This is a genomic window from Streptomyces sp. NBC_01451 (assembly GCF_036227485.1).
Taxonomy (GTDB): Bacteria; Actinomycetota; Actinomycetes; order Streptomycetales; family Streptomycetaceae; genus Streptomyces.
The window spans coordinates 5971685-5991988 of sequence record NZ_CP109479.1 but is presented as its reverse complement, the minus strand read 5'-3'; the positions used below and the strand labels follow the sequence as shown (position 1 = coordinate 5991988).

Genomic DNA, 20304 nt, shown 5'->3' with positions numbered 1-20304 from the left:
CCCCGCCCCTCATCGCGGGACGAAAACACCTATGGATGACGGGGCCCTCTTCCGGCATGCTGCTCGCACACTCCGATCCGCAGCACCGAATTCATTGGCAATTCACAGATTCATACTCGCTCGTATTGGATACGGCTGCGCGGAACGGAGGATTCAACAGCGCTGCGCGCTGTCGTTACGGGGAGGGGAATTCAGCACCGTGGACCGTCGTCGTCTCGCAGGGGTGGCAGCCCTGGTGGCCGCAGCCCTGGGCGTCACCCTCCTCACCGTCCCGGAATGGGGTGAACCGGACAGCGCCGCAGGCCGGGACCGTCCGAAAGCGGCCACCGCCCTCCTGACCGAGAGCGCCGCCCAGACACAGGCCCGTAACACCCGGAAGCGCGTCGAGGTAACCGCCCTGCGCGACGCCACCTCGACCACCTACGCCCTGCCCGACGGCAGCTTCGAACTCACCGCGTACGGCGCCCCCGTACGGGCCATGGTCGACGGTGCCTGGCAGCCCATCGACACCGCGCTCTCCCGCACAGAGGAGGGCTGGGCGCCCAGGGCCACGACCTCGCCGGTGGTCTTCTCGGCGGGCAGCGAGCGTTCGAGCGCCGCCCGCCCGGCCGCGTACGCCGTCTCCCGCGCCTCGCGCACGAACCGCACGGCCGTCACCCCGGTGGCCGATGACACCACCACCTACACCGACCTGGTCACCTTCACCAGCGACGGCCACGAGATCACCATGGGCTGGCCCGGCACCCTGCCCGCCCCCGTCATCGACGGTTCGAGCGCCCTCTACCAGGGCGTGTTCGACGGTGTCGACCTGATGCTCACCGCCCGCGACAACGGCTTCAGTCACGTCCTGGTCGTGCACAGCGCCGAGGCTGCCGCCGATCCCGCGCTCGCCTCGCTCCCCTACCGTCTGACCTCGCCGGATCTCACCTTCCACCTCGATCCGGTGACCGACGTCGTGACCGCCCGGGACAGCGAGGGCCAGGAGATCGCCGTGTCCCCGACCCCGTACATGTGGGACTCGGCAGGCACTCCGGCCGTCACCGAGGGAGCCGACCCCGAACCCGCGGAACCCACCGCCGATCCCTCCCCCACGTACTCCGAGGAGCCGGGAGAGGCCCCGTCCGACAACCCGACGGGCGCCGACACCGAGGACACCGCCGCACCTGACCCGGAGGACGACCCCACCACCCCGTCGCCGTCACCGTCGGAGTCGCCGGCAGCAGACCCCACCCCGAGCGAGAGCGACGCCGACAGCTCCGGAACCGCCCAGCAGTCGACGTACCGCACGGGCACCGGCGCCGGCACCACCACCGTGGCCGATCCCACCCCCGCCGAGGTGTTCGCCCTCCCCGGCCTCACCGGCCCCCACCCCGGAACCCACCGGACCGTCGGCACCTCCGCCCTCGACACCCCCGGAACCACGTCGGCCACGCTGACCGTCACCCCCGACCTCTCCCTCCTGACCGCACCGAACACGGTCTACCCCGTCTTCATCGACCCGCCCCTCAGCGGCAAGACCACCAACTGGACCACCGTCTACAAGAAGCATCCCGACGCCAACTTCTACGACGGCGCCAACTACAACACCGGCACCACCGAGGCCCGCGTCGGCTACGAGTCCACCACCGGTGGCCTGTCCCGCTCCTTCTTCCGCCTCGGCTGGAAGACCAGCATCAAGGGCGCCACCATGAAGAGCGCCTACATCCGGCTACAGGAGACCTACGCCTGGTCCTGCACGGCCCGCTCGATGGAACTGTGGCGCACCGGCCCCATCTCCTCCGCCACCACCTGGAACAACCAGCCGAGCTGGGTGAGCCAGATCGGGGTGAAGTCCTTCGCCCACGGCTGGAACTCCTCCTGCCCGGACGACTACGTCAGATACGACGCCATGTCCGTCGCCCAGGACGCCGCCGACGCGGGCTGGGTCAGCCTCTTCATCGGGCTCCAGGCCACCGACGAGAGCTCCTCGTACTCCTGGAAGAAGTTCAAGGCCGAGAGCGAAGCCGCTCCCAAGCTCGTCATGGAATACACCCGCAAGCCGGCCGAGCCCACCAAGCTCCACATGACCCCGGGCCCCGACTGCGACACGACCTCCCCGTACGCCTCCGTCGGCGGCGCCGACCTGACCTTCGACGCCACCGGCACCGACCCGGACGGCGACCTGAAGTACCTGGACTTCGAGGTCTGGCAGAACGGCAGCAGCACGAAGCTCTACGACACCCCCGTGAGCGTGGACTCCGCCGGCAAGGCGAGCGTGACCCTCGACGGCCTCGACGGTTCCAGCAGCAAGTTCGCCAACGGCAAGACGTACCACTGGCGCGTACGCGGCCTCGACGCCACGGGATCGGGCTCCACGTACGCCCCCAAGGGCGACGGCAACTGCGGCTTCGTCTACGACGCGACCCGGCCGAACTCCCCCAACGTGACCTCGACCGCCTTCCCCGAGGACGACGGCACGGGCGCCGTCTGGAGCAGCGTCTCCTTCGGCACCGGCGGCGCGGCGACCTTCGACGCCCAGGGCAGCAAGGACACCGTGAAATACGAGTTCTCGTACAACAACAGCACCTTCAACCACAGCGCGACCCCGGCCACGGCAGGCGGCACCGCCACGGCCACGCTCACCCCGCCCTCCGCAGGGCCCAACGTGCTGTACGTCCGTGCCGTGGACGCCGCCTCCAACGTGTCCGAGGCGTTCAAATACATCTTCTACGTGAAGCCGCGTGACACCGCCGACGCGCCCGGCGACGTCACGGGTGACGCCAAGCCCGACCTGTTCGTCATCGACCAGTTCGACGACCTGCGCCTCTACCCGGCCCCCAGCAACGGCGACATCCACGCCTCCCTGCCCGCCGCCCACGACGAGGGCGCGGTCCTCGCGGAGGACGACGCGTACGACTCGTACTGGACCGGCGCGCTCATCACCCACAACGGCGACTTCCTGCCCGGCGACGGCATCCAGGACCTCGTCGCCCGGATGCCCGACGGCAGGCTCTACGTCTACCCGGGCGACGGATACGGCAGCGTCGACATCACCAGGCAGACGGAGATCGTCCTCCCCTCCGGCGCACCCGACCCGGCCGACCTCGACCAGATCCTCGCCGTCGGCGACATCGACAACGACGACAGGCCCGACCTGTTCGCCATCGCGGGCACCCAGTACTGGGCCTTCCTCGGCTACACCGGCGGTACGTTCTCCAGTGCCGTCCTCCAGAACGACGGCACCGCCTGGGCCGACCGCGACCTGGTCTCCGTCGGCGACCACAACGCGGACGGCGAAGTCGACCTCGTCTACCGCATCCTTTCCTCCGGCCGGCTGTGGCTCCGCTTCGGCAAGTCCGACGGTAACGGCGGCACGACCCTCGCCTCGCTCTCCACCTCCGGCAACTCGCTGAACGGCACGGACACCGCGTACGCGTCCTCGGGCTGGACCACCTCGACCGTCCGCCTGCTCATGGGCGGTCCGGACGTCAACCTGGACGGCATCCCGGACATGTGGGCGGTCATGAACGACGACCTGGGCACGGTCCGCTTCTACCGCGGTGGCGCGAGCACGGTGGGCGCGTACACCACGGTGGTGAGCAGCGGCTGGACGGAGAAGGGTGCGGTCGGCTGACCGTCCATGGACGGGGTGGGGGGCAGGGGCGTGACGCACTCCACCCCCCACCCCGTCCACACTCCCGTAACAATGGACTGTGATCTCCCCGGTCTCCTCGATGCCCCGGAGCGCCCACCGGCAGCGGCCGGAGGCGACTCCCTACGTCGACCTCACCCGCGCCGAGTGGAGTGCGCTGCGCGACAAGACGCCTCTCCCCCTCACCGCCGAGGAGGTCGAGAAGCTGCGCGGTCTGGGCGATGTCATCGACCTCGACGAGGTGCGCGACATCTACCTCCCGCTCTCCCGCCTCCTCAACCTGTACATCGGCGCCACGGACGGCCTCAGAGGTGCCCTGAACACCTTCCTGGGCGAACAGGGCGCCCAGACCGGCACCCCGTTCGTCATAGGAGTCGCCGGCTCGGTGGCGGTGGGCAAGTCGACCGTCGCCCGGCTCCTCCAGGCGCTGCTCTCCCGCTGGCCCGAACACCCGCGCGTCGAACTGGTGACCACGGACGGCTTCCTGCTCCCCACCGAGGAGCTGACGTCCCGTGGCCTGATGTCCCGGAAGGGTTTCCCCGAGTCGTACGACCGCCGGGCCCTCACCCGCTTCGTCGCGGACATCAAGGCCGGGAAGGACGAGGTCACGGCCCCCGTCTACTCCCACCTCATCTACGACATCGTCCCCGACAAGAAACTCACGGTCCGCCGCCCCGACATCCTGATCGTCGAGGGCCTGAACGTCCTCCAGCCCGCCCTCCCCGGCAGCGACGGCCGCACCCGCGTCGGCCTCGCCGACTACTTCGACTTCAGCGTGTACGTCGACGCCCGCCCCGAGGACATCGAGCGCTGGTACCTCAACCGCTTCCGACGGCTGCGCGAGACGGCGTTCCAGAACCCGTCCTCGTACTTCCGCAAGTACACGCAGGTGTCGGAGGAGGAGGCCCTGGACTACGCCCGCACCACCTGGCGCACCATCAACAAGGTGAACCTCCTGGAGAACGTGGCCCCCACCCGGGGCCGCGCCACCCTCATCATCCGCAAGGGCCCGGACCACAAGGTGCAGCGGCTCAGCCTGCGGAAGCTGTAACCGGGCCCCGCCACAACCCGCGCCGCACACGGCCCGGTTACCCTGCCCCCATGCTCCACCTACGCCTCATCACCCCGGCCGACAGAACGGACGACGTGGTCCAGCTGATCGGGAAGACGGTCGGCACCACCCACCTCGTCGTCCTCCCCGGCGCCGCCCGCAACCCCGCCGGGGACGTCGTGATGTGCGACGTGGCCCGGGAGGCGGGCGACGAACTCATCGCCGGGCTGCGGGAGTTGGACCTGGACGTGACCGGTTCGATCGCCGTGGAGAACATCGACCTGTCGCTCTCGGAGCGCGCCGACAAGGCGGAGAAGGACGCACCCGGCGAGGGCGCGGACGCCGTCCTGTGGGAGCACCTCACGGACGCGACGCACGAGGAGTCGACGCTGTCGATCACGTACGTCGCCTTCATCACGCTCGCCACGATGATCGCGGCCTGCGGTGTGGTCCTCGACAACGCGATCCTGATCGTCGGCGCGATGGCGGTGGGCCCGGAGTTCGGTCCCCTCGCCGGTCTGAGCACCGCCCTCGTCCAACGCCACCCGAGACTGGCAGCCCGCTCCCTGATCGCCCTGCTGGTGGGCTTCGCGGCGGCGATGGCGGTGACGGTCGGTTTCAGCGTCTTCATGGACGCCGTAGGCCTGTTCACCGAGACCAAACTGGAGGCGGACCGCCCGAACACGGGCTTCGTCTACGCCTACGACTGGTTCTCCTTCGTCGTGGCGGTCCTGGCCGGCATCGCCGGCACCCTCTCCCTGACGTCGGCGAAGTCCGGCGCCCTGGTAGGCGTCGCCATCTCCGTGACGACGATCCCGGCCGCCGCGAACGCGGCAGTGGCCCTGAGCTACGGCGACACCAACCAGACCACGGGCTCCACCATCCAGCTCCTGCTGAACCTCCTGGGCATCGTCCTGGCCGCCACCCTCACCCTGCTGGCCCAGAAATGGCTGTGGAGAAGCGCCCGTTAGGGGCGCGGGGAACTGCGCGACAAGCCACAACGAACCCGCAGCCCGCAACGAAACAGATCCCCCGCCCCGAACCCGGCCCCGCCGACTACCCAAGCGCCGACTTCACCACATCCGCCAACCGCCCAGCCACGGACCGAGCCTGATCGATATCCGCCGCCTCGACCATCACCCGAACCAACGGCTCGGTCCCGGAAGGCCGCAACAACACCCGCCCCGTAGCCCCGAGTTCCCGCTCGGCCTCGGCAACCGCAGCCGCCAGCTCCGCCGAAGAACCCACCCGGGTCCGGTCGACATCAGGCACATTCACCAGCACCTGCGGCAACCGCACCATCACCCCCGCGAGATCCCGCAGCGTACGACCGGTCTGCGCGACCCGAGCCGCCAGCAGCAGCCCCGTCAGCGTCCCGTCGCCGGTGGTCGCGTGATCCGAGATGATCACGTGCCCGGACTGCTCACCGCCCAGCGCGTACCCGTGCTCCTTCATCTCCTCCAGCACATAGCGGTCCCCGACCGCCGTCTGGACCAGAGACAGCCCCTCCCGCTCCATCGCCAGCTTGAAGCCCAGGTTGGACATCACCGTGGCGACAACGGTGTCGGCCCGCAGCACCCCACGCTCCCGCATCGCCAGCGCGAGTACGGCCATGATCTGGTCGCCGTCCACCTCCTCGCCGGTGTGGTCGACAGCGAGGCAGCGGTCGGCGTCACCGTCGTGGGCGATGCCGAGGTCGGCGCCGTGTTCGAGGACGGCGGCCTGGAGCTTGCCGAGGTGGGTGGAGCCGCAGCCGTCGTTGATGTTGAGGCCGTCCGGCTCCGCGCCGATGGTGACGATCTCGGCGCCGGCCCGGGTGAACGCCTCGGGCGAGACCAGGCTGGCGGCGCCGTGCGCCTCGTCCAGCACGACCTTCAGACCGTCCAGCCGGTTGGGAAGCACCCCGACGAGATGGGTGACGTACTGCTCGAAGCCCTCGTCGTACGACCGCACCCGGCCCACGCCGCCGCCCGTCGGACGGTCCCAGGGAGCGCCGGTGCGGTGCTCCTCGTAGACGGCCTCGATCCGCTCCTCCAGTTCGTCGTCGAGTTTGTGGCCGCCGCGGGCCAGGAACTTGACGCCGTTGTCCGGCATGGCGTTGTGGCTGGCCGAGAGCATCACGCCGAGGTCGGCTCCCAGCTCGGCGGTGAGGAACGCCACCGCCGGGGTCGGCAGCACACCGACGAGCAGGACGTCGACGCCCGCGCTGGCGAGGCCCGCGACCACGGCGGCCTCCAGGAACTCCCCTGACGCACGTGGGTCCCGTCCGACCACGGCGACCGGCCGGTGGCCCTCGAACGAACCCGCCTCGGCGAGTACGTGGGCCGCCGCTACCGACAGACCGAGAGCCAGCTCGGCCGTCAGGTCCACGTTGGCGACACCGCGCACGCCGTCCGTGCCGAAGAGTCGTCCCACTGGTGTCCTCCGAAAATGCTGGCGAAGATGCTGGAAAGGTGCGCACTGTACATACGGCTCATGCGCTGAGGTGCCTGTGTGCCGTGCGGCTCATGCCGAGTGTCCATGCCGGACCTGACTACGTATATCCCCTGTGCCTGTTTCCAGGCTGTCGGGAGCGTTCCCCGGCCCTGAGCCGGAGGCCTGTGACAGGTAGCCCCATGAGCCTCTGACAATTGACGCCCCCTGTAAACGAACCGCCCCGACGGCACGGAAAGTGCCGCCGGGGCGATGCGTACGAGACGTGCGAAACGTCCGAGAACAGCGGGCGATTAACGCTTGCTGTACTGCGGGGCCTTGCGGGCCTTCTTGAGACCGGCCTTCTTGCGCTCGACCGCACGGTCGTCACGACGGAGGAAGCCGGCCTTCTTGAGGGCGCCGCGGTTGTTGTCCACGTCGGCCTCGTTCAGCGCGCGGGCCACACCGAGGCGCAGGGCGCCGGCCTGGCCGGAGACACCGCCACCCGAGATGCGGGCGACAACGTCGTAGCGGCCTTCGAGTTCGAGCACCTTGAAGGGCTCGTTGACTTCCTGCTGGTGCACCTTGTTGGGGAAGTAGTCCTCAAGGGTGCGACCGTTGATCTTCCACTTGCCGGTGCCCGGGACGATCCGGACGCGGGCGATGGCGTTCTTGCGACGGCCCAGGCCGGCGGCCGGCTGCGGGTCACCGAAGCGACCGTCGAGGGCCTCCGCGTACTCGCCCTCGACGACGGGCGCCTCGGACTCGGTGGTGTAGCTCTCGATGTCGGCGTTCTCGAACTCGACATCGGCGGTGTCGTCGAGCGGCTGCTCGACAGTGGTCTCGGCCACGATTCTCCTCAGAATTTTCTACGTCTTAGGGGGTGGCCGGAACTACTGCGCGACCTGGGTGATCTCGAACGGCACCGGCTGCTGGGCAGCGTGGGGGTGCTGGTCGCCCGAGTAGACCTTCAGCTTCGAAAGGCACTGACGACCCAGGGTGTTCTTGGGGATCATGCCCTTGATGGCCTTCTCGACGGCCTTCTCGGGGTTCTTCGCCAGAAGCTCGTCGTAACGGACGGAGCGCAGACCACCCGGGTAACCGGAGTGGCGGTAGGCCATCTTCTGGGTCTTCTTGTTGCCGGAGAGGTGCACCTTGTCGGCGTTGATGATGATGACGAAGTCACCGGCGTCGACGTGGGGCGCGTAAATCGGCTTGTGCTTGCCGCGCAGAATGTTCGCGGCAGTGGTGGCCAGACGGCCCAGGACGACATCCTGGGCGTCGATGACGTACCACTGGCGAGTGATGTCGCCGGGCTTAGGGCTGAACGTACGCACTTCGTAGCCTTCGCTTCTTCAGTGGATGGGTCCTGACACATGGCATCACTGAAGCGATCGTGCAGCTGGGGACGACAGTGCCGGGACCGATGCCCGTATGCCGCCCACTGGAAACTGCTCCAGGGAACCTACGTAAGGGCCTCTCGCGTGAAAGCGACCAAGCCGATACGCATAACAATCGCCCAGGCTACCCGTGCTGCCCCGGACGGGTCAAAACGAGGTCGGCGGGCACGGGGCGAACACGGGCGGACGGCCACGGGTGGACCCGTCCGACGGCCGCCGCAACGGACAGTACGGGCCGGTGCGTGAGAAACCCGCCTGAACCCTGACCGAACCCTGGCCGATCCCTGTCCCGGCCCCGACCGCGTTACCCCTGTGGCCCATGAGAAGGCCCTGAGACGCATCGGCACAGGGGTTGCACGGCGTCTAAGATGCGCCCATGAGCTTTGGGCAGGGGGGACCTCAGTGGGATCCCTGGAAACCGAGTACCCCGCAACAACCGTGGGACGACCAGAGCGGCCGGACCTCACAGCCGTCGTGGGACGACCAGAACAGCCGGGCCCCGCAGCAGCAGCCGTGGGGCGGCCAGTTCGGCAGCCAGGCCCCCGACTGGGCGGCGCTCGCCGACGCGTCCGAGACCCGTAACAGACGCCGCAGACTCCTGCTGATCGTCGGGGCCGCCGTGGCCACCGTCGGCGTGGGCGCGGCCGTGGCGATGGCCGTGGTCAACGCGGACGGCGACAGCCAGGCCTCCAACAAACCGACCTCCGGTCTGCCCGCCACCGCGGACATCCCCAGCGACACCGCGTCGACGGTGCCGTCGTTCGCGCCGACCAGCGCGCCGCCGCCGCTGGACCCGAAGGACTTCATATCCAATGTGAAGAAGGACACTGCCGAGCTGAGCCCGGACACCCTCTTCCCCGGTACGCAGCTGACGATGGGCGAGCGCCTCTACAAGAAGGGCCCGACCGCCGACACGACGAACTGCGCGTCGGCCGTGAAGGCCACCCTTCCGAAGATCCTGACGGACAACAGGTGCACGCGCTTCCTGCGCGTCACGTACAGCAAGGACGGCATCGCGGTGACGGTCGGCGTGGCCGTCTTCGACACCGAGGCGCAGGCCACGAAGGTCAAGACCACGGCGGACAGGAAGAGCATCGTCGAGTCCCTGTCCGGCGGCGGCGTCCCGACCTTCTGCCGCGCGGCGATCTGCCGCTCGACGACCAACTCCTACGGCCGCTACGCCTACTTCACGATCTCCGGTTTCACCAACGGCAAGGACGTGACGACGAAGAGCACGGCCGTCTTCACCACCGGCGACGACCTGGCCGAGTTCGCCTTCCGCCAGATCAGACGCCGCGGCGAGGCCCAGGCCTCGGCGGCCAGCCAGTAACGAACCCCCTCCCAGCCCCTCTGCCTCTCCCGCTCGCGATGGCCGACGATCAGTGATCGTCGGCCATTGAGCGTGCGGGCCGTACACCCCTCAGGCAACCTGTCGGCACCCGTCAGTGGACCTCGCCCCGCACCCGCCGAGCCTGAAGCTGCCGCCCGGCGAGCTGGTCGTCCGCCGGATAGGCGACCTCCTCCAGCGTCAGCCCGTACGGCCGTACGACGTGCACGGCACTGTCCCGCACCCGCGCGTCCAGTACCCGCCTCGGCCACTCCACCCCCCGGTGCCCGTCGCCCACGAACAGCAGCGCGCCGACCATGGACCGCACCTGGTTGTGGCAGAAGGCGTCGGCGCGGACCTCGATCTCGACGATGCCGTCGAGCCGCCGGCGCACCCCGAAGTCGAGGACCTCGCGGACCGTCGACGCCCCCTCGCGCTTCTTCGCGTACGCGGCGAAGTCATGCTCTCCGACGAGGGACTTGGCGGCGGCGTCCATCGCGACGACGTCCAGCTCCCAGTCGTGCCAGAGCACATGGTTGCGCAGCAACGGGTCCACACCGCCGGTCCGGTCACCGACCCGGTACACGTAACGGCGCCACAGGGCGGCGAACCGCGCGTTGAACCCGGCCGGCGCCTCCACCGCACTCCACACCCGCACGTCCTTGCCGAGCCGCCCGGCAAGCCGCTTGAGCAGCTTCTCCTGGTGCTCCTCCCACACGCCGACCGGCAGATCGACATGGGCGACCTGCCCCCGGGCATGCACTCCGGCATCGGTACGTCCGGCCACGGTCAGCTCGTAGAGGGCCTCCCCGGACCGGGTCACCGTGCGCAGGGCGTCCTCGATCTCCCCCTGGACGGTCCTGCGGCCACCGGCCTGTTTGGCCCACCCGGAGAACCCGCTGCCGTCGTAGGAAAGGTCCAGCCGCACCCGTACGAACCCGGGCTGTACGTCATCGCTCACACGCAGATCCTCTCAGCAACACAAAAGCGGGCCCGCCCCTCGAAAGGAGCGGACCCGCCTTTAGGGGCGCGGGGAACTGCGCGAACAACCACGACGAAGCCGCAGCCGCCGACCGAGCAGAACCCCGCAGACGCTTACGCGTCCTTGGACTCCTCGGCGGCCTCATCACCCTTGGTCACATCGACCTTGGCGTCCTCGACCTGGGTCTCCTCGGCCTTGGCCTCAACAACGGCCTCGGCGTCCTTCGCGGAGCGCTTCGTCGCCGCCTCGGCCTCACCGGTGGCCTGCTGGGCCACGGTCAGGGCCTCCACCAGCTCGATGACAGCCATGGGCGCGTTGTCGCCACGACGGTTACCGATCTTGGTGATACGGGTGTAACCACCCGGGCGGTTCTCGTAGCGCGGGCCGATCTCGGTGAAGAGCGTGTGGACGATGCTCTTGTCCGTGATGACCTGGAGCACCTGACGGCGGTTGTGAAGGTCGCCCTTCTTCGCCTTGGTGACCAGACGCTCGGCGTACGGACGGAGCCGGCGCGCCTTCGCCTCGGTGGTCGTGATCTTGCCGTGCTCGAAGAGCGACTTCGCGAGGTTCGCAAGAAGCAGCTTCTCGTGCGCGGCACTGCCGCCCAGACGGGCACCCTTGGCGGGCTTCGGCATGATCTTTCTCCTTGTTGTCTGCCCCGGCCGTATCAGGTACCGAAGTCAGTATCCGAGCGGGCGGATGCCCGTCGAAGATCCGAGCAAAGCCCCGGAGGGGCGAGGCTCGGAAGGGGCGCGGGGCGTTGTCGATATGCGACTCCGCCGCGTGGGCGCGACCAAGCACAGCGCACCCGCACCCAAAACCAAAACGGTGAGTCCCGAGCTCTCAGTACTGCTCGGTCTCCACGAAGCCCGCGTCCACGTCGTCGTCGGCGCCAAAGGCGTCAGCGGCGGCGGTCGGGTCGAACCCGGGAGGCGAGTCCTTGAGCGCGAGACCCATCCCGGCGAGCTTAGCCTTGACTTCGTCGATCGACTTCGCACCGAAGTTGCGGATGTCGAGCAGGTCCGCCTCGGAACGAGCCACGAGCTCACCCACGGAGTGGATGCCCTCGCGCTTGAGGCAGTTGTACGACCGAACGGTGAGCTCCAGCTCCTCGATCGGCAGCGCAAGATCGGCGGCCAGCGCGGCATCGGTCGGGGACGGGCCCATGTCGATGCCCTCGGCGTCGACGTTGAGCTCACGGGCGAGCCCGAACAGCTCGACGAGCGTCTTACCGGCCGACGCCATGGCGTCACGGGGACGCATGGCCTGCTTGGTCTCGACGTCGACGATCAGCTTGTCGAAGTCGGTGCGCTGCTCGACACGCGTGGCCTCGACCTTGTACGTGACCTTCAGCACCGGCGAGTAGATCGAGTCGACCGGGATACGCCCGATCTCCTGACCCACCTGCTTGTTCTGCACGGCGGAGACGTAGCCGCGACCGCGCTCGACGGTCAGCTCCATCTCCAGCTTGCCCTTGCCGTTGAGCGTGGCGAGGACGAGGTCGGGGTTGTGCACCTCGACGCCGGCCGGCGGCGCGATGTCGGCGGCGGTGACAAGACCGGGACCCTGCTTGCGCAGGTACATCACGACCGGCTCGTCGTGCTCGCTGCTGACGACGAGCTGCTTGATGTTGAGGATGAGGTCCGTGACGTCTTCCTTGACACCCGGCACGGTGGTGAACTCGTGCAGAACGCCGTCGACACGGATGCTGGTGACAGCCGCACCCGGAATCGAGGACAGAAGAGTCCGGCGGAGGGAGTTACCGAGGGTGTAGCCGAAGCCCGGCTCCAGCGGCTCGATGACGAACCGGGAGCGGAACTCGTCGACGACCTCTTCGGTCAACGAGGGACGCTGAGCGATCAGCATGTGGAGATCCTTCAGTCATGGACACCCGCTATTTGATGTCCGACCAGTAATACAAGGGTACGGGCGGCACGCCTCCGAAGAGCCATACCGCCCGAAACCTAAGACAACCGCAACTCAGACGCGACGGCGCTCGGGCGGACGGCAGCCGTGCTGCGACATGTGGGGGCCAACCCCCACACCCCCAGCCGAAAGCAGCCGAGCCGCCCTGAACCGGTGCGTCAGACGCGCCGACGCTTCGGCGGACGGCAGCCGTTGTGCGGGGTGGGGGTGACGTCCTGGATGGAGCCGACCTCAAGACCGGTCGCCTGAAGCGAACGGATGGCCGTCTCGCGACCCGAACCCGGGCCCTTGACGAAGACGTCGACCTTGCGCATGCCGTGCTCCTGCGCGCGGCGGGCGGCCGACTCGGCGGCCATCTGCGCGGCGAAGGGGGTGGACTTGCGCGAGCCCTTGAAGCCGACGTGGCCGGCGGAGGCCCAGGAGATCACGTTGCCCGCGGGGTCGGTGATCGAGACGATCGTGTTGTTGAACGTGCTCTTGATGTGAGCGTGCCCGTGAGCGACGTTCTTCTTTTCCTTGCGGCGCACCTTCTTGGCAGCGCCCTGACGACCCTTGGGGGGCATCTACTACTCCTACGGGGAGGTGGTCGGTCCTACAGCGAAGACCGCTGATGAAGCGTTGTCCGCTGAGGACTACTTCTTGCCCGGCTTCTTCTTGCCGGCGATGGCGCGACGCGGGCCCTTGCGGGTACGAGCGTTCGTGCTGGTGCGCTGACCGTGGACGGGCAGGCCACGGCGGTGGCGAATACCCTGGTAGCAGCCGATCTCGATCTTCCGGCGAATGTCGCCCTGGATCTCGCGACGGAGGTCACCCTCGGTCTTGATGTTGGCGTCCACGTACTCGCGGATCGCGACGAGCTGCTCCTCGGAGAGGTCCCGAACACGGGTGTTCGGGTCGATGCCCGTCTCCGCCAGCGTCAGCTGGGAAAGGGTCCGGCCGATGCCGAACACGTAGGTGAGGGCGACCTCCACACGCTTTTCACGCGGGATGTCAACACCGGAAACGCGTGCCATTCAATGGCTCCAGTTGTCGTTCGGAGGTCTTCCACAAGGCCGTTTCCCAGCCGCCGTATGAGGTACGAACTGGGTCCCCGGCCTCCGACCGGGGGTGTCAGCTCCACTGAACGATGATCGACGACAGACAACGAACGACGAATCACCGAACTTCGGACCTGGGCCCTGCGTATGAACATGTACTGCTGCTCGCGTCGCGCGAATTTCTGCGGGTGCAGAAGGTGGGTCGTGCGTCAGCCCTGGCGCTGCTTGTGGCGCGGGTTCTCGCAGATGACCATGACCCGACCATGACGGCGGATCACCCTGCACTTGTCGCAGATCTTCTTGACGCTCGGCTTGACCTTCATGGGGTGAGGTTCTCCGGGTCAGTGCCCCACGCCAGGTGCAGACGGAGGGCGAGAATAAAGATCTACTTGTGTGAACTGGTCGGAGAGAATCCCCCCTGGATCGCTCCGGGGAGTTTGACAGGCAGGACCTGTCCGGCGACGACCCTCCCGGCCGCCGGGGCGAGTGCGGGACCCGCCCAAGCTCACTTGTACCGGTAGACGATCCGGCCACGAGTCAGGTCGTACGGAGACAGCTCCACCACGACCCGGTCGTCAGGGAGGATGCGGATGTAGTGCATACGCATCTTGCCGCTGATGTGTGCCAGGACCTGGTGGCCGTTCTGGAGCTCAACCTTGAACATTGCGTTCGGAAGAGACTCGACGACAGTGCCCTCGATCTCGATGGCACCTTGCTTCTTGGCCACGCTTCGCCCTTCGAATCGACTACCTTGATCGACTCCCTTGCGTTCCCCTAATGGGCGCATGCGGACATGCGGGTGCACGAGAGCCGACGAGTCAGTCTACGTCAGCGCACCCGGAAAGACGAATCGAGGAAGAATGCCCCGCAGCCGTGATCCTTAACCAGCAGAGGGCTTCCACAGAACCCGAAACGGGGCGAAGTGACCACATTCCCCCCACCCCAGCCCTCCCCGAAGAAGCCCCACCCAAGCCACAGAACATCCACTCGCCCCCACGCACCCAGAAGCCTGGCCCCAGAACGGCGCACTCCAGGGAACCCAGTCCCCGCCAGTGGCACAGGAGCCGGCCACGAACAGGGTTCCAGAGCCCCAGCCCCGGCCGAAGGGCCAGGCCCAACCAGGGCGACAGTCCTTGGACGCACCCTTGGCCGGGACGCAGGGGACGCAGCCCCGGCCCGTGGAGCAGGGCCCCCGAACACGGCCCCAGAGACACAGCCCCGAACGGGACGCAGTCCCGGCCAGGAGGCCAGAGGCCACCCCCGAACACGGGCCCAGGGACACAGCCCCGGACGGGTAATAGGGAGCCCCCCGAACACGGGCCCAGGGACGCACCCCCGGAGCGGGGCGCAGGGGACGCAGTCCCCGCCGGGGGAACAGGGCCCCGAACCCGGGTCCAGGGGCACAGCCCCGGGCGGGACGCAGTCCCCGCCAGGAGGCCAGGGAGCCCCCCGAACGGGGGCCCAGAGGGGCACCCCCGGAGCGGGGCGCAGGGGACGCAGTCCCCGCCGGGGGGTCAGGGGGCCGTGCCCCCTGGTGGGGTCGAAGGGGCGGAGCCCCTGGGGATGGGACGGGTAGGGGCGGCGGGGGCGAGGAAGAGCCCTACGCCAGCGGATCCGGCGCCGCGGTAACCCCGTGCTCCGCCAACTTCGCCGCACCCCCGTCGGGAGACGTAAGCACCAACGGCCCCGCCTCGGTCAACGCCACCGAATGCTCCCAGTGCGACGACCAGGTCCCGTCCGTCGTGATGACCGTCCAGTCGTCCGCGAGGACCTGCGTCCTCGGCGTACCCAGCGACACCATCGGCTCGATCGCGAGACAGAACCCGGGAACCAGCTTCGGCCCCTTCCCCCGCTTGCGCTCGACGTAGTTCAGCAGATGCGGGTCCATGTGCATCTCGGTCCCGATGCCGTGCCCGCCGTAGTCCTCGATGATCCCGTAACGCCCGCCCCCGGCCCTGGGCTGGCGCCGGATGTACGTCTCGATCGCACGCGAGATGTCGACCAGCCGGTTCCCCAGCTTCATCGCCGCGATCCCCGCCCACATCGACTCCTCGGTCACCCGCGACAGCTCGATCAGCTCCGGAGCGTGCCCCGACCCCACGAACGCCGTGTACGCCGCGTCCCCGTGCCAGCCGTCGATGATCGCGCCGCAGTCGATGGAGATGATGTCCCCGTCCTTCAGCACGACCTCGTCGGACGGGATGCCGTGGACGACGACCTCGTTGACTGAGGTGCAGATCGTGGCCGGGAACCCGCCGTACCCAAGGAAGTTCGGCTTCGCGTTGTGCTCGGCGAGCACCTTCCGCGCCACCTCGTCCAGATCCTTCGTACTGGCGCCCGGCACGGCCGCCTCACGAGTGGCCGCATGGATGGCGGCGACGACAAGCCCCGCCTCGCGCATCTTGGCGATCTGCTCGGGGGTCTTGATCTGCACCATGGGAACTACGGCCTTTCCTGAACCGATCAGGCGGGGAAGCGAACGAACACACAACGAGTCGACGAACCAACGATACGGCGCCCCGCCTCCACGCAGCAGCCGCGGTCCCCTGACAGGAAACCGCGGCTGACCGACGTGAAAACCGAAACGCGAAAACCGGAAGGACTACCAGGACTACTCGCCCTCGCCGTCACCCTTCAGCGCGGCCATCGCCTTGCCGGTGACGTCCTCCACCTTGCCCAGCGCCGAGATCGTCACCACGAGGCCCTGAGCCTTGTAGTAGTCGATGATCGGCTCGGTCTGGGTGTGGTAGACCTCCAGGCGCTTGCGGACCGTCTCCTCGGAGTCGTCGTCCCGCTGGTACAGCTCGCCGCCGCAGACGTCACAGACGCCCTCGGCCTTCGGCGCCTGGTACGTGACGTGGAAGACGTGCGCCGAGTCGTTACGGCAGATGCGGCGGCCGGCGATGCGCTTGACCACCTCGTCCTCGGGGACCTCCAGGTCGAGGACCGCGTCCAGTTTCATGGACTCGGCCTTCAGCATCTCGTCCAGCGCCTCGGCCTGCGAGACGTTCCTCGGGAAGCCGTCCAGCAGAAAGCCGTTCACCGCGTCGGGCTGCTCCATGCGGTCCTTGGCCATGGCGATCGTGACCTCGTCCGGCACCAGGTTGCCCGCGTCCATGTAGGACTTCGCGAGTTTCCCGAGATCCGTCTGCTTGCTGATGTTTGCCCGGAAGAGGTCGCCCGTGGAGATGTGCGGGATCAACAGGTTCTTGGCGAGGAACGCGGCCTGCGTTCCCTTCCCGGCACCAGGCGGCCCGACGAGGACGATTCGCATCAGCGGAGGAACCCTTCGTAATTGCGCTGCTGGAGCTGGCTCTCAATCTGCTTCACGGTCTCAAGACCGACACCCACGATGATGAGGATGCTGGTCCCGCCGAACGGGAAGTTCTGGTTCGCTTGGAACCCGACCAACGCCATTGTCGGTACGAGAGCGATCAGACCCAGGTACAGCGAACCCGGCCAGGTGATCCGGTTGAGTACGTAACTCAGGTACTCAGCAGTCGGCCGACCAGCCCGGATGCCCGGGATGAAGCCACCATACTTCTTCATGTTGTCGGCTACTTCTTCGGGGTTGAAGGAGATTGCGACGTAGAAGAACGCGAAGAAAACGATCAGCGTGAAGTACGTGGCGATGTAAATCGGGTGGTCACCCTTGGTCAGGTTCGCCTCGATCCACGTCTTCCAGCCCGAGGTTCCGCCGGAGAACTGCGCGACCAGCGCGGGGATGTAGAGCAGCGACGAGGCAAAGATCACAGGGATGATGCCGGCCTGGTTGACCTTGAGCGGGATGTACGTCGACGTGCCGCCGTAGGACCGGCGGCCGATCATGCGCTTCGCGTACTGGACCGGGATCCGGCGCTGCGCCTGCTCGACGAAGACCACCAGCGCGACCATGACGAGGCCGACGGCGATGACCGTGCCGAACTCGATCCAGCCGTCCGCCAGGTCGCCCTGGGTCTTGATGGCCCACAGCGCCGACGGGAAGGTGGCGGCGATCGAGATGAACATCAGGATGGACATGCCGTTGCCGATACCGCGGTCGGTGATGAGCTCACCGAGCCACATGACGACGGCCGTACCGGCGGTCATGGTGACGACCATGGTGATGGTCACGAAGATCGACTGGTCCGGGACGATCTCGCTGGCGACCTGGCAGCCGCTGAAGAGCGCACCGCTGCGCGCGGTGGCGACCAGACCGGTGCCCTGGAGGATGGCGAGAGCCACTGTCAGGTAACGGGTGTACTGCGTGATCTTCGCTGTGCCCGCCTGGCCCTCCTTCTTGAGGGCTTCCAGACGCGGGATCACCACCGTCAGCAGCTGCAGGATGATGCTCGCCGTGATGTACGGCATGATGCCCAGCGCGAAGATCGTGATCTGCAGCAGCGCCCCGCCGCTGAACATGTTCACCAGACCGAACAGGCCCTGGCTTCCGCCCTTCGCGACGTCGATGCACGTCTGGACGTTCTGATAGTCGACACCAGGGATCGGGATGTGCGTACCCACCCGATAGACCACGATGATGCCGAGCGTGAAGAGCAGCTTCTTGCGCAGGTCGGGCGTCTTGAACGCCCGGGCGAACGCGGTGAGCACGGTGCCTCCTGCGACCCCCGCGCTACTGCGTAGAGGTGACGGTTTTGAGGTTCGACGAATACGTTGACAGATAACTAACAGCCGAGAAGGGTCCGGAGTTCCTCATGAACAGAACGGACTCAACTTGACAGTGCTGGCCACCTTACCGGCGACCATGCTTCCTAGGAACGACCAACCGGGGATACCCCATTTGTGGGGTATCCCCGGTAGGGATCGCTCAAGTCATCGAGACGCCTGTGGTGTTCAGAGCAGCTCGGTGACGGTACCGCCGGCGGCGGTGATCTTCTCCTTGGCGGAGCCGGAGACGGCGTCGACCGTCACCTGCAGCGCCACGGAGATCTCGCCCTGGCCGAGGACCTTGACGAGGCTGTTCTTGCGAACCGCACCGTTGGCGACGAGCCCCTCGACGGTGACCTCGCCACCCTCCGGGTACAGCGCCGCCAGCTTGTCGAGGTTCACGACCTGGTACTCGGTCTTGAACGGGTTCTTGAAGCCCTTGAGCTTCGGGAGACGCATGTGGAGGGGCATCTGGCCACCCTCGAAGCGCTCCGGAACCTGGTAACGAGCCTTCGTGCCCTTGGTACCACGTCCAGCCGTCTTACCCTTCGACGCCTCACCACGACCCACACGGGTCTTGGCGGTCTTGGCGCCCGGGGCAGGACGGAGGTTGTGGATCTTGAGCGGGTTGTTCTCCGCCATGATCAGTCGACCTCCTCAACCGTCACGAGGTGGCGGACGGTGTGAACCATTCCGCGGAACTCGGGGCGGTCCTCCTTGACGACCACGGTGTTGATCCCCTTGAGACCGAGGGACCGCAGGGTGTCACGGTGGTTCTGCTTGCTGCCGATGTACGACTTCGTCTGCGTGACCTTGAGGCGAGCCATTACGCACCCGCTCCCGCACGCGCACGGAGCAGAGCCGCGGGGGCGACGTCCTCAAGGGGCAGACCACGGCGAGCCGCGATCTCCTCGGGACGCTGCAGGCCCTTGAGGGCCGCCACGGTCGCGTGCACGATGTTGATCGCGTTGGACGAGCCGAGCGACTTCGACAGGATGTCGTGAACGCCGGCGCACTCGAGGACAGCACGCACCGGGCCACCGGCGATAACGCCGGTACCGGGGGAAGCAGGCTTGAGCAGGACGACGCCCGCGGCCTTCTCGCCCGTGATCGGGTGCGGGATGGTGCCCTGGATACGGGGGACCTTGAAGAAGTGCTTCTTGGCCTCTTCAACACCCTTGGCGATCGCGGCCGGCACCTCCTTGGCCTTGCCGTAACCGACACCGACGGTGCCATCGCCATCGCCCACTACGACGAGCGCAGTGAAGCTGAAGCGACGACCACCCTTCACAACCTTGGCGACGCGGTTGATCGCGACAACGCGCTCAACGTACGCGGTCTTCTCGGCGGCAGCAGCGCCGCCGTCACGGCCCTTCCGGTCCCGCCGCTCGCCGCCACCGGCACCGCTTCCGCGGCGCTGGGGTCCAGCCATTGGATTACCTCTCTCTTTTTCCGCTAGCTACGCTGCGCTGCGACGGTTAAGTCGCGAGCGCGACGGGCGGCTCAGAACTTGAGCCCGGCTTCGCGGGCGGCGTCGGCCAGGGCGGCGATACGCCCGGCGTACCGGCTGCCACCACGGTCGAACACGACGGTCTCGACACCGGCGGCCTTGGCGCGCTCGGCGACGAGTGCGCCGACCTTGCCGGCCTGCGCCGACTTGTCTTCGCCCTCGTTACCGCGGATCGAAGCGTCCAGGGTCGACGCCGACGCCAGGGTGTGACCCTTGATGTCGTCGATGACCTGAGCCACGATGTGGCGGTTCGAGCGGGTTACCACCAGGCGGGGACGCTCACCGGTTCCGTTGACCTTCTTACGGATCCGGATGTGACGCCGCTTGATGGCAGCACGCTTGTAAGCGTCGCCCTTAGCGATCTTCGTACCGTATGCCATG

At 67.6% G+C, this 20304-nt stretch carries 21 protein-coding genes; 4 read left to right on the top strand and 17 right to left on the bottom strand.

Annotation, left to right across the window (positions count from 1 at the left end; genetic code table 11):
* The first annotated feature begins 199 nt into the window (after nucleotides 1-199).
* The 3 genes from OG595_RS26330 to OG595_RS26320 all read left to right on the top strand — a co-directional run bounded on the left by OG595_RS26330 (nucleotide 200) and on the right by OG595_RS26320 (nucleotide 5653).
* Nucleotides 200-3613: a VCBS repeat-containing protein gene (locus OG595_RS26330; RefSeq protein WP_329276151.1), complete on the top strand. Its 3414-nt coding sequence runs from the start codon at nucleotides 200-202 to the stop codon at nucleotides 3611-3613.
* A gap of 100 nt (nucleotides 3614-3713) precedes the next feature.
* Nucleotides 3714-4682: a type I pantothenate kinase gene (coaA, locus tag OG595_RS26325; RefSeq protein ID WP_203689167.1), complete on the top strand. Its 969-nt coding sequence runs from the start codon at nucleotides 3714-3716 to the stop codon at nucleotides 4680-4682.
* Nucleotides 4683-4732: 50 nt separating this feature from the next.
* On the top strand, nucleotides 4733-5653 hold the full coding sequence (locus OG595_RS26320) for a DUF389 domain-containing protein (protein ID WP_329276148.1): 921 nt from the start codon (nucleotides 4733-4735) through the stop codon (nucleotides 5651-5653).
* A gap of 85 nt (nucleotides 5654-5738) precedes the next feature.
* Here OG595_RS26320 and glmM read toward each other — a convergent pair whose 3' ends face one another.
* From glmM to rplM, 3 genes are all read right to left on the bottom strand, one after another.
* The gene (gene glmM, locus OG595_RS26315) at nucleotides 5739-7097 is read right to left on the bottom strand and encodes a phosphoglucosamine mutase (protein WP_329276146.1); all 1359 of its coding nucleotides are present in this window, start codon (nucleotides 7095-7097) and stop codon (nucleotides 5739-5741) included.
* A gap of 311 nt (nucleotides 7098-7408) precedes the next feature.
* Nucleotides 7409-7945, bottom strand: a complete 537-nt coding sequence (gene rpsI / locus OG595_RS26310) for a 30S ribosomal protein S9 (RefSeq protein ID WP_329276144.1) — start codon at nucleotides 7943-7945, stop codon at nucleotides 7409-7411.
* Nucleotides 7946-7987: 42 nt separating this feature from the next.
* Nucleotides 7988-8431 (bottom strand): 50S ribosomal protein L13, encoded by a 444-nt coding sequence (rplM, locus tag OG595_RS26305; protein ID WP_006376008.1) that lies wholly within the window; start codon nucleotides 8429-8431, stop codon nucleotides 7988-7990.
* Nucleotides 8432-8870: 439 nt separating this feature from the next.
* Between rplM and OG595_RS26300 the strand changes: the two genes are divergently transcribed.
* Nucleotides 8871-9824 (top strand): hypothetical protein, encoded by a 954-nt coding sequence (locus tag OG595_RS26300; protein ID WP_329276141.1) that lies wholly within the window; start codon nucleotides 8871-8873, stop codon nucleotides 9822-9824.
* A gap of 112 nt (nucleotides 9825-9936) precedes the next feature.
* On the opposite strand, the gene truA is transcribed toward OG595_RS26300, so the two are convergent.
* The 14 genes from truA to rplR all read right to left on the bottom strand — a co-directional run bounded on the left by truA (nucleotide 9937) and on the right by rplR (nucleotide 20303).
* Entirely contained in the window at nucleotides 9937-10782 is an 846-nt protein-coding gene (gene truA / locus OG595_RS26295) for a tRNA pseudouridine(38-40) synthase TruA (protein ID WP_329276139.1), read from the bottom strand.
* A 134-nt stretch (nucleotides 10783-10916) separates the two neighbouring features.
* A complete protein-coding gene (rplQ, locus tag OG595_RS26290) occupies nucleotides 10917-11438 on the bottom strand; it encodes a 50S ribosomal protein L17 (RefSeq protein ID WP_329276137.1) in 522 nt (173 codons plus the stop codon).
* A gap of 208 nt (nucleotides 11439-11646) precedes the next feature.
* The gene (locus OG595_RS26285; protein WP_329276135.1) at nucleotides 11647-12669 is read right to left on the bottom strand and encodes a DNA-directed RNA polymerase subunit alpha; all 1023 of its coding nucleotides are present in this window, start codon (nucleotides 12667-12669) and stop codon (nucleotides 11647-11649) included.
* 218 nt (nucleotides 12670-12887) lie between these two features.
* The gene (gene rpsK, locus OG595_RS26280) at nucleotides 12888-13292 is read right to left on the bottom strand and encodes a 30S ribosomal protein S11 (RefSeq protein ID WP_006376016.1); all 405 of its coding nucleotides are present in this window, start codon (nucleotides 13290-13292) and stop codon (nucleotides 12888-12890) included.
* 69 nt (nucleotides 13293-13361) lie between these two features.
* Nucleotides 13362-13742: a 30S ribosomal protein S13 gene (rpsM, locus tag OG595_RS26275; RefSeq protein WP_006376031.1), complete on the bottom strand. Its 381-nt coding sequence runs from the start codon at nucleotides 13740-13742 to the stop codon at nucleotides 13362-13364.
* Between the two features lie 233 nt (nucleotides 13743-13975).
* Nucleotides 13976-14089, bottom strand: coding sequence for a 50S ribosomal protein L36 (gene rpmJ / locus OG595_RS26270; protein WP_003998809.1), 114 nt, complete (start codon nucleotides 14087-14089; stop codon nucleotides 13976-13978).
* Nucleotides 14090-14271: 182 nt separating this feature from the next.
* The gene (gene infA / locus OG595_RS26265; RefSeq protein WP_003948620.1) at nucleotides 14272-14493 is read right to left on the bottom strand and encodes a translation initiation factor IF-1; all 222 of its coding nucleotides are present in this window, start codon (nucleotides 14491-14493) and stop codon (nucleotides 14272-14274) included.
* Between the two features lie 873 nt (nucleotides 14494-15366).
* Nucleotides 15367-16203, bottom strand: a complete 837-nt coding sequence (gene map, locus OG595_RS26260) for a type I methionyl aminopeptidase (protein WP_329276132.1) — start codon at nucleotides 16201-16203, stop codon at nucleotides 15367-15369.
* A gap of 174 nt (nucleotides 16204-16377) precedes the next feature.
* Nucleotides 16378-17040 (bottom strand): adenylate kinase, encoded by a 663-nt coding sequence (locus OG595_RS26255; protein WP_329276130.1) that lies wholly within the window; start codon nucleotides 17038-17040, stop codon nucleotides 16378-16380.
* The gene (gene secY / locus OG595_RS26250) at nucleotides 17040-18356 is read right to left on the bottom strand and encodes a preprotein translocase subunit SecY (protein WP_329276128.1); all 1317 of its coding nucleotides are present in this window, start codon (nucleotides 18354-18356) and stop codon (nucleotides 17040-17042) included. Before secY ends, OG595_RS26255 begins: the two co-directional genes overlap by 1 nt.
* Before the next feature lie 243 nt (nucleotides 18357-18599).
* Nucleotides 18600-19055, bottom strand: coding sequence for a 50S ribosomal protein L15 (rplO, locus tag OG595_RS26245; RefSeq protein ID WP_329276126.1), 456 nt, complete (start codon nucleotides 19053-19055; stop codon nucleotides 18600-18602).
* Nucleotides 19056-19057: 2 nt separating this feature from the next.
* A complete protein-coding gene (gene rpmD, locus OG595_RS26240) occupies nucleotides 19058-19240 on the bottom strand; it encodes a 50S ribosomal protein L30 (RefSeq protein ID WP_006376032.1) in 183 nt (60 codons plus the stop codon).
* Entirely contained in the window at nucleotides 19240-19845 is a 606-nt protein-coding gene (gene rpsE / locus OG595_RS26235) for a 30S ribosomal protein S5 (protein ID WP_006376045.1), read from the bottom strand. The genes rpmD and rpsE overlap by 1 nt, the downstream gene beginning before the upstream one ends.
* Before the next feature lie 71 nt (nucleotides 19846-19916).
* Nucleotides 19917-20303: a 50S ribosomal protein L18 gene (gene rplR, locus OG595_RS26230; RefSeq protein ID WP_318322838.1), complete on the bottom strand. Its 387-nt coding sequence runs from the start codon at nucleotides 20301-20303 to the stop codon at nucleotides 19917-19919.
* Nucleotide 20304 lies beyond the last annotated feature (1 nt).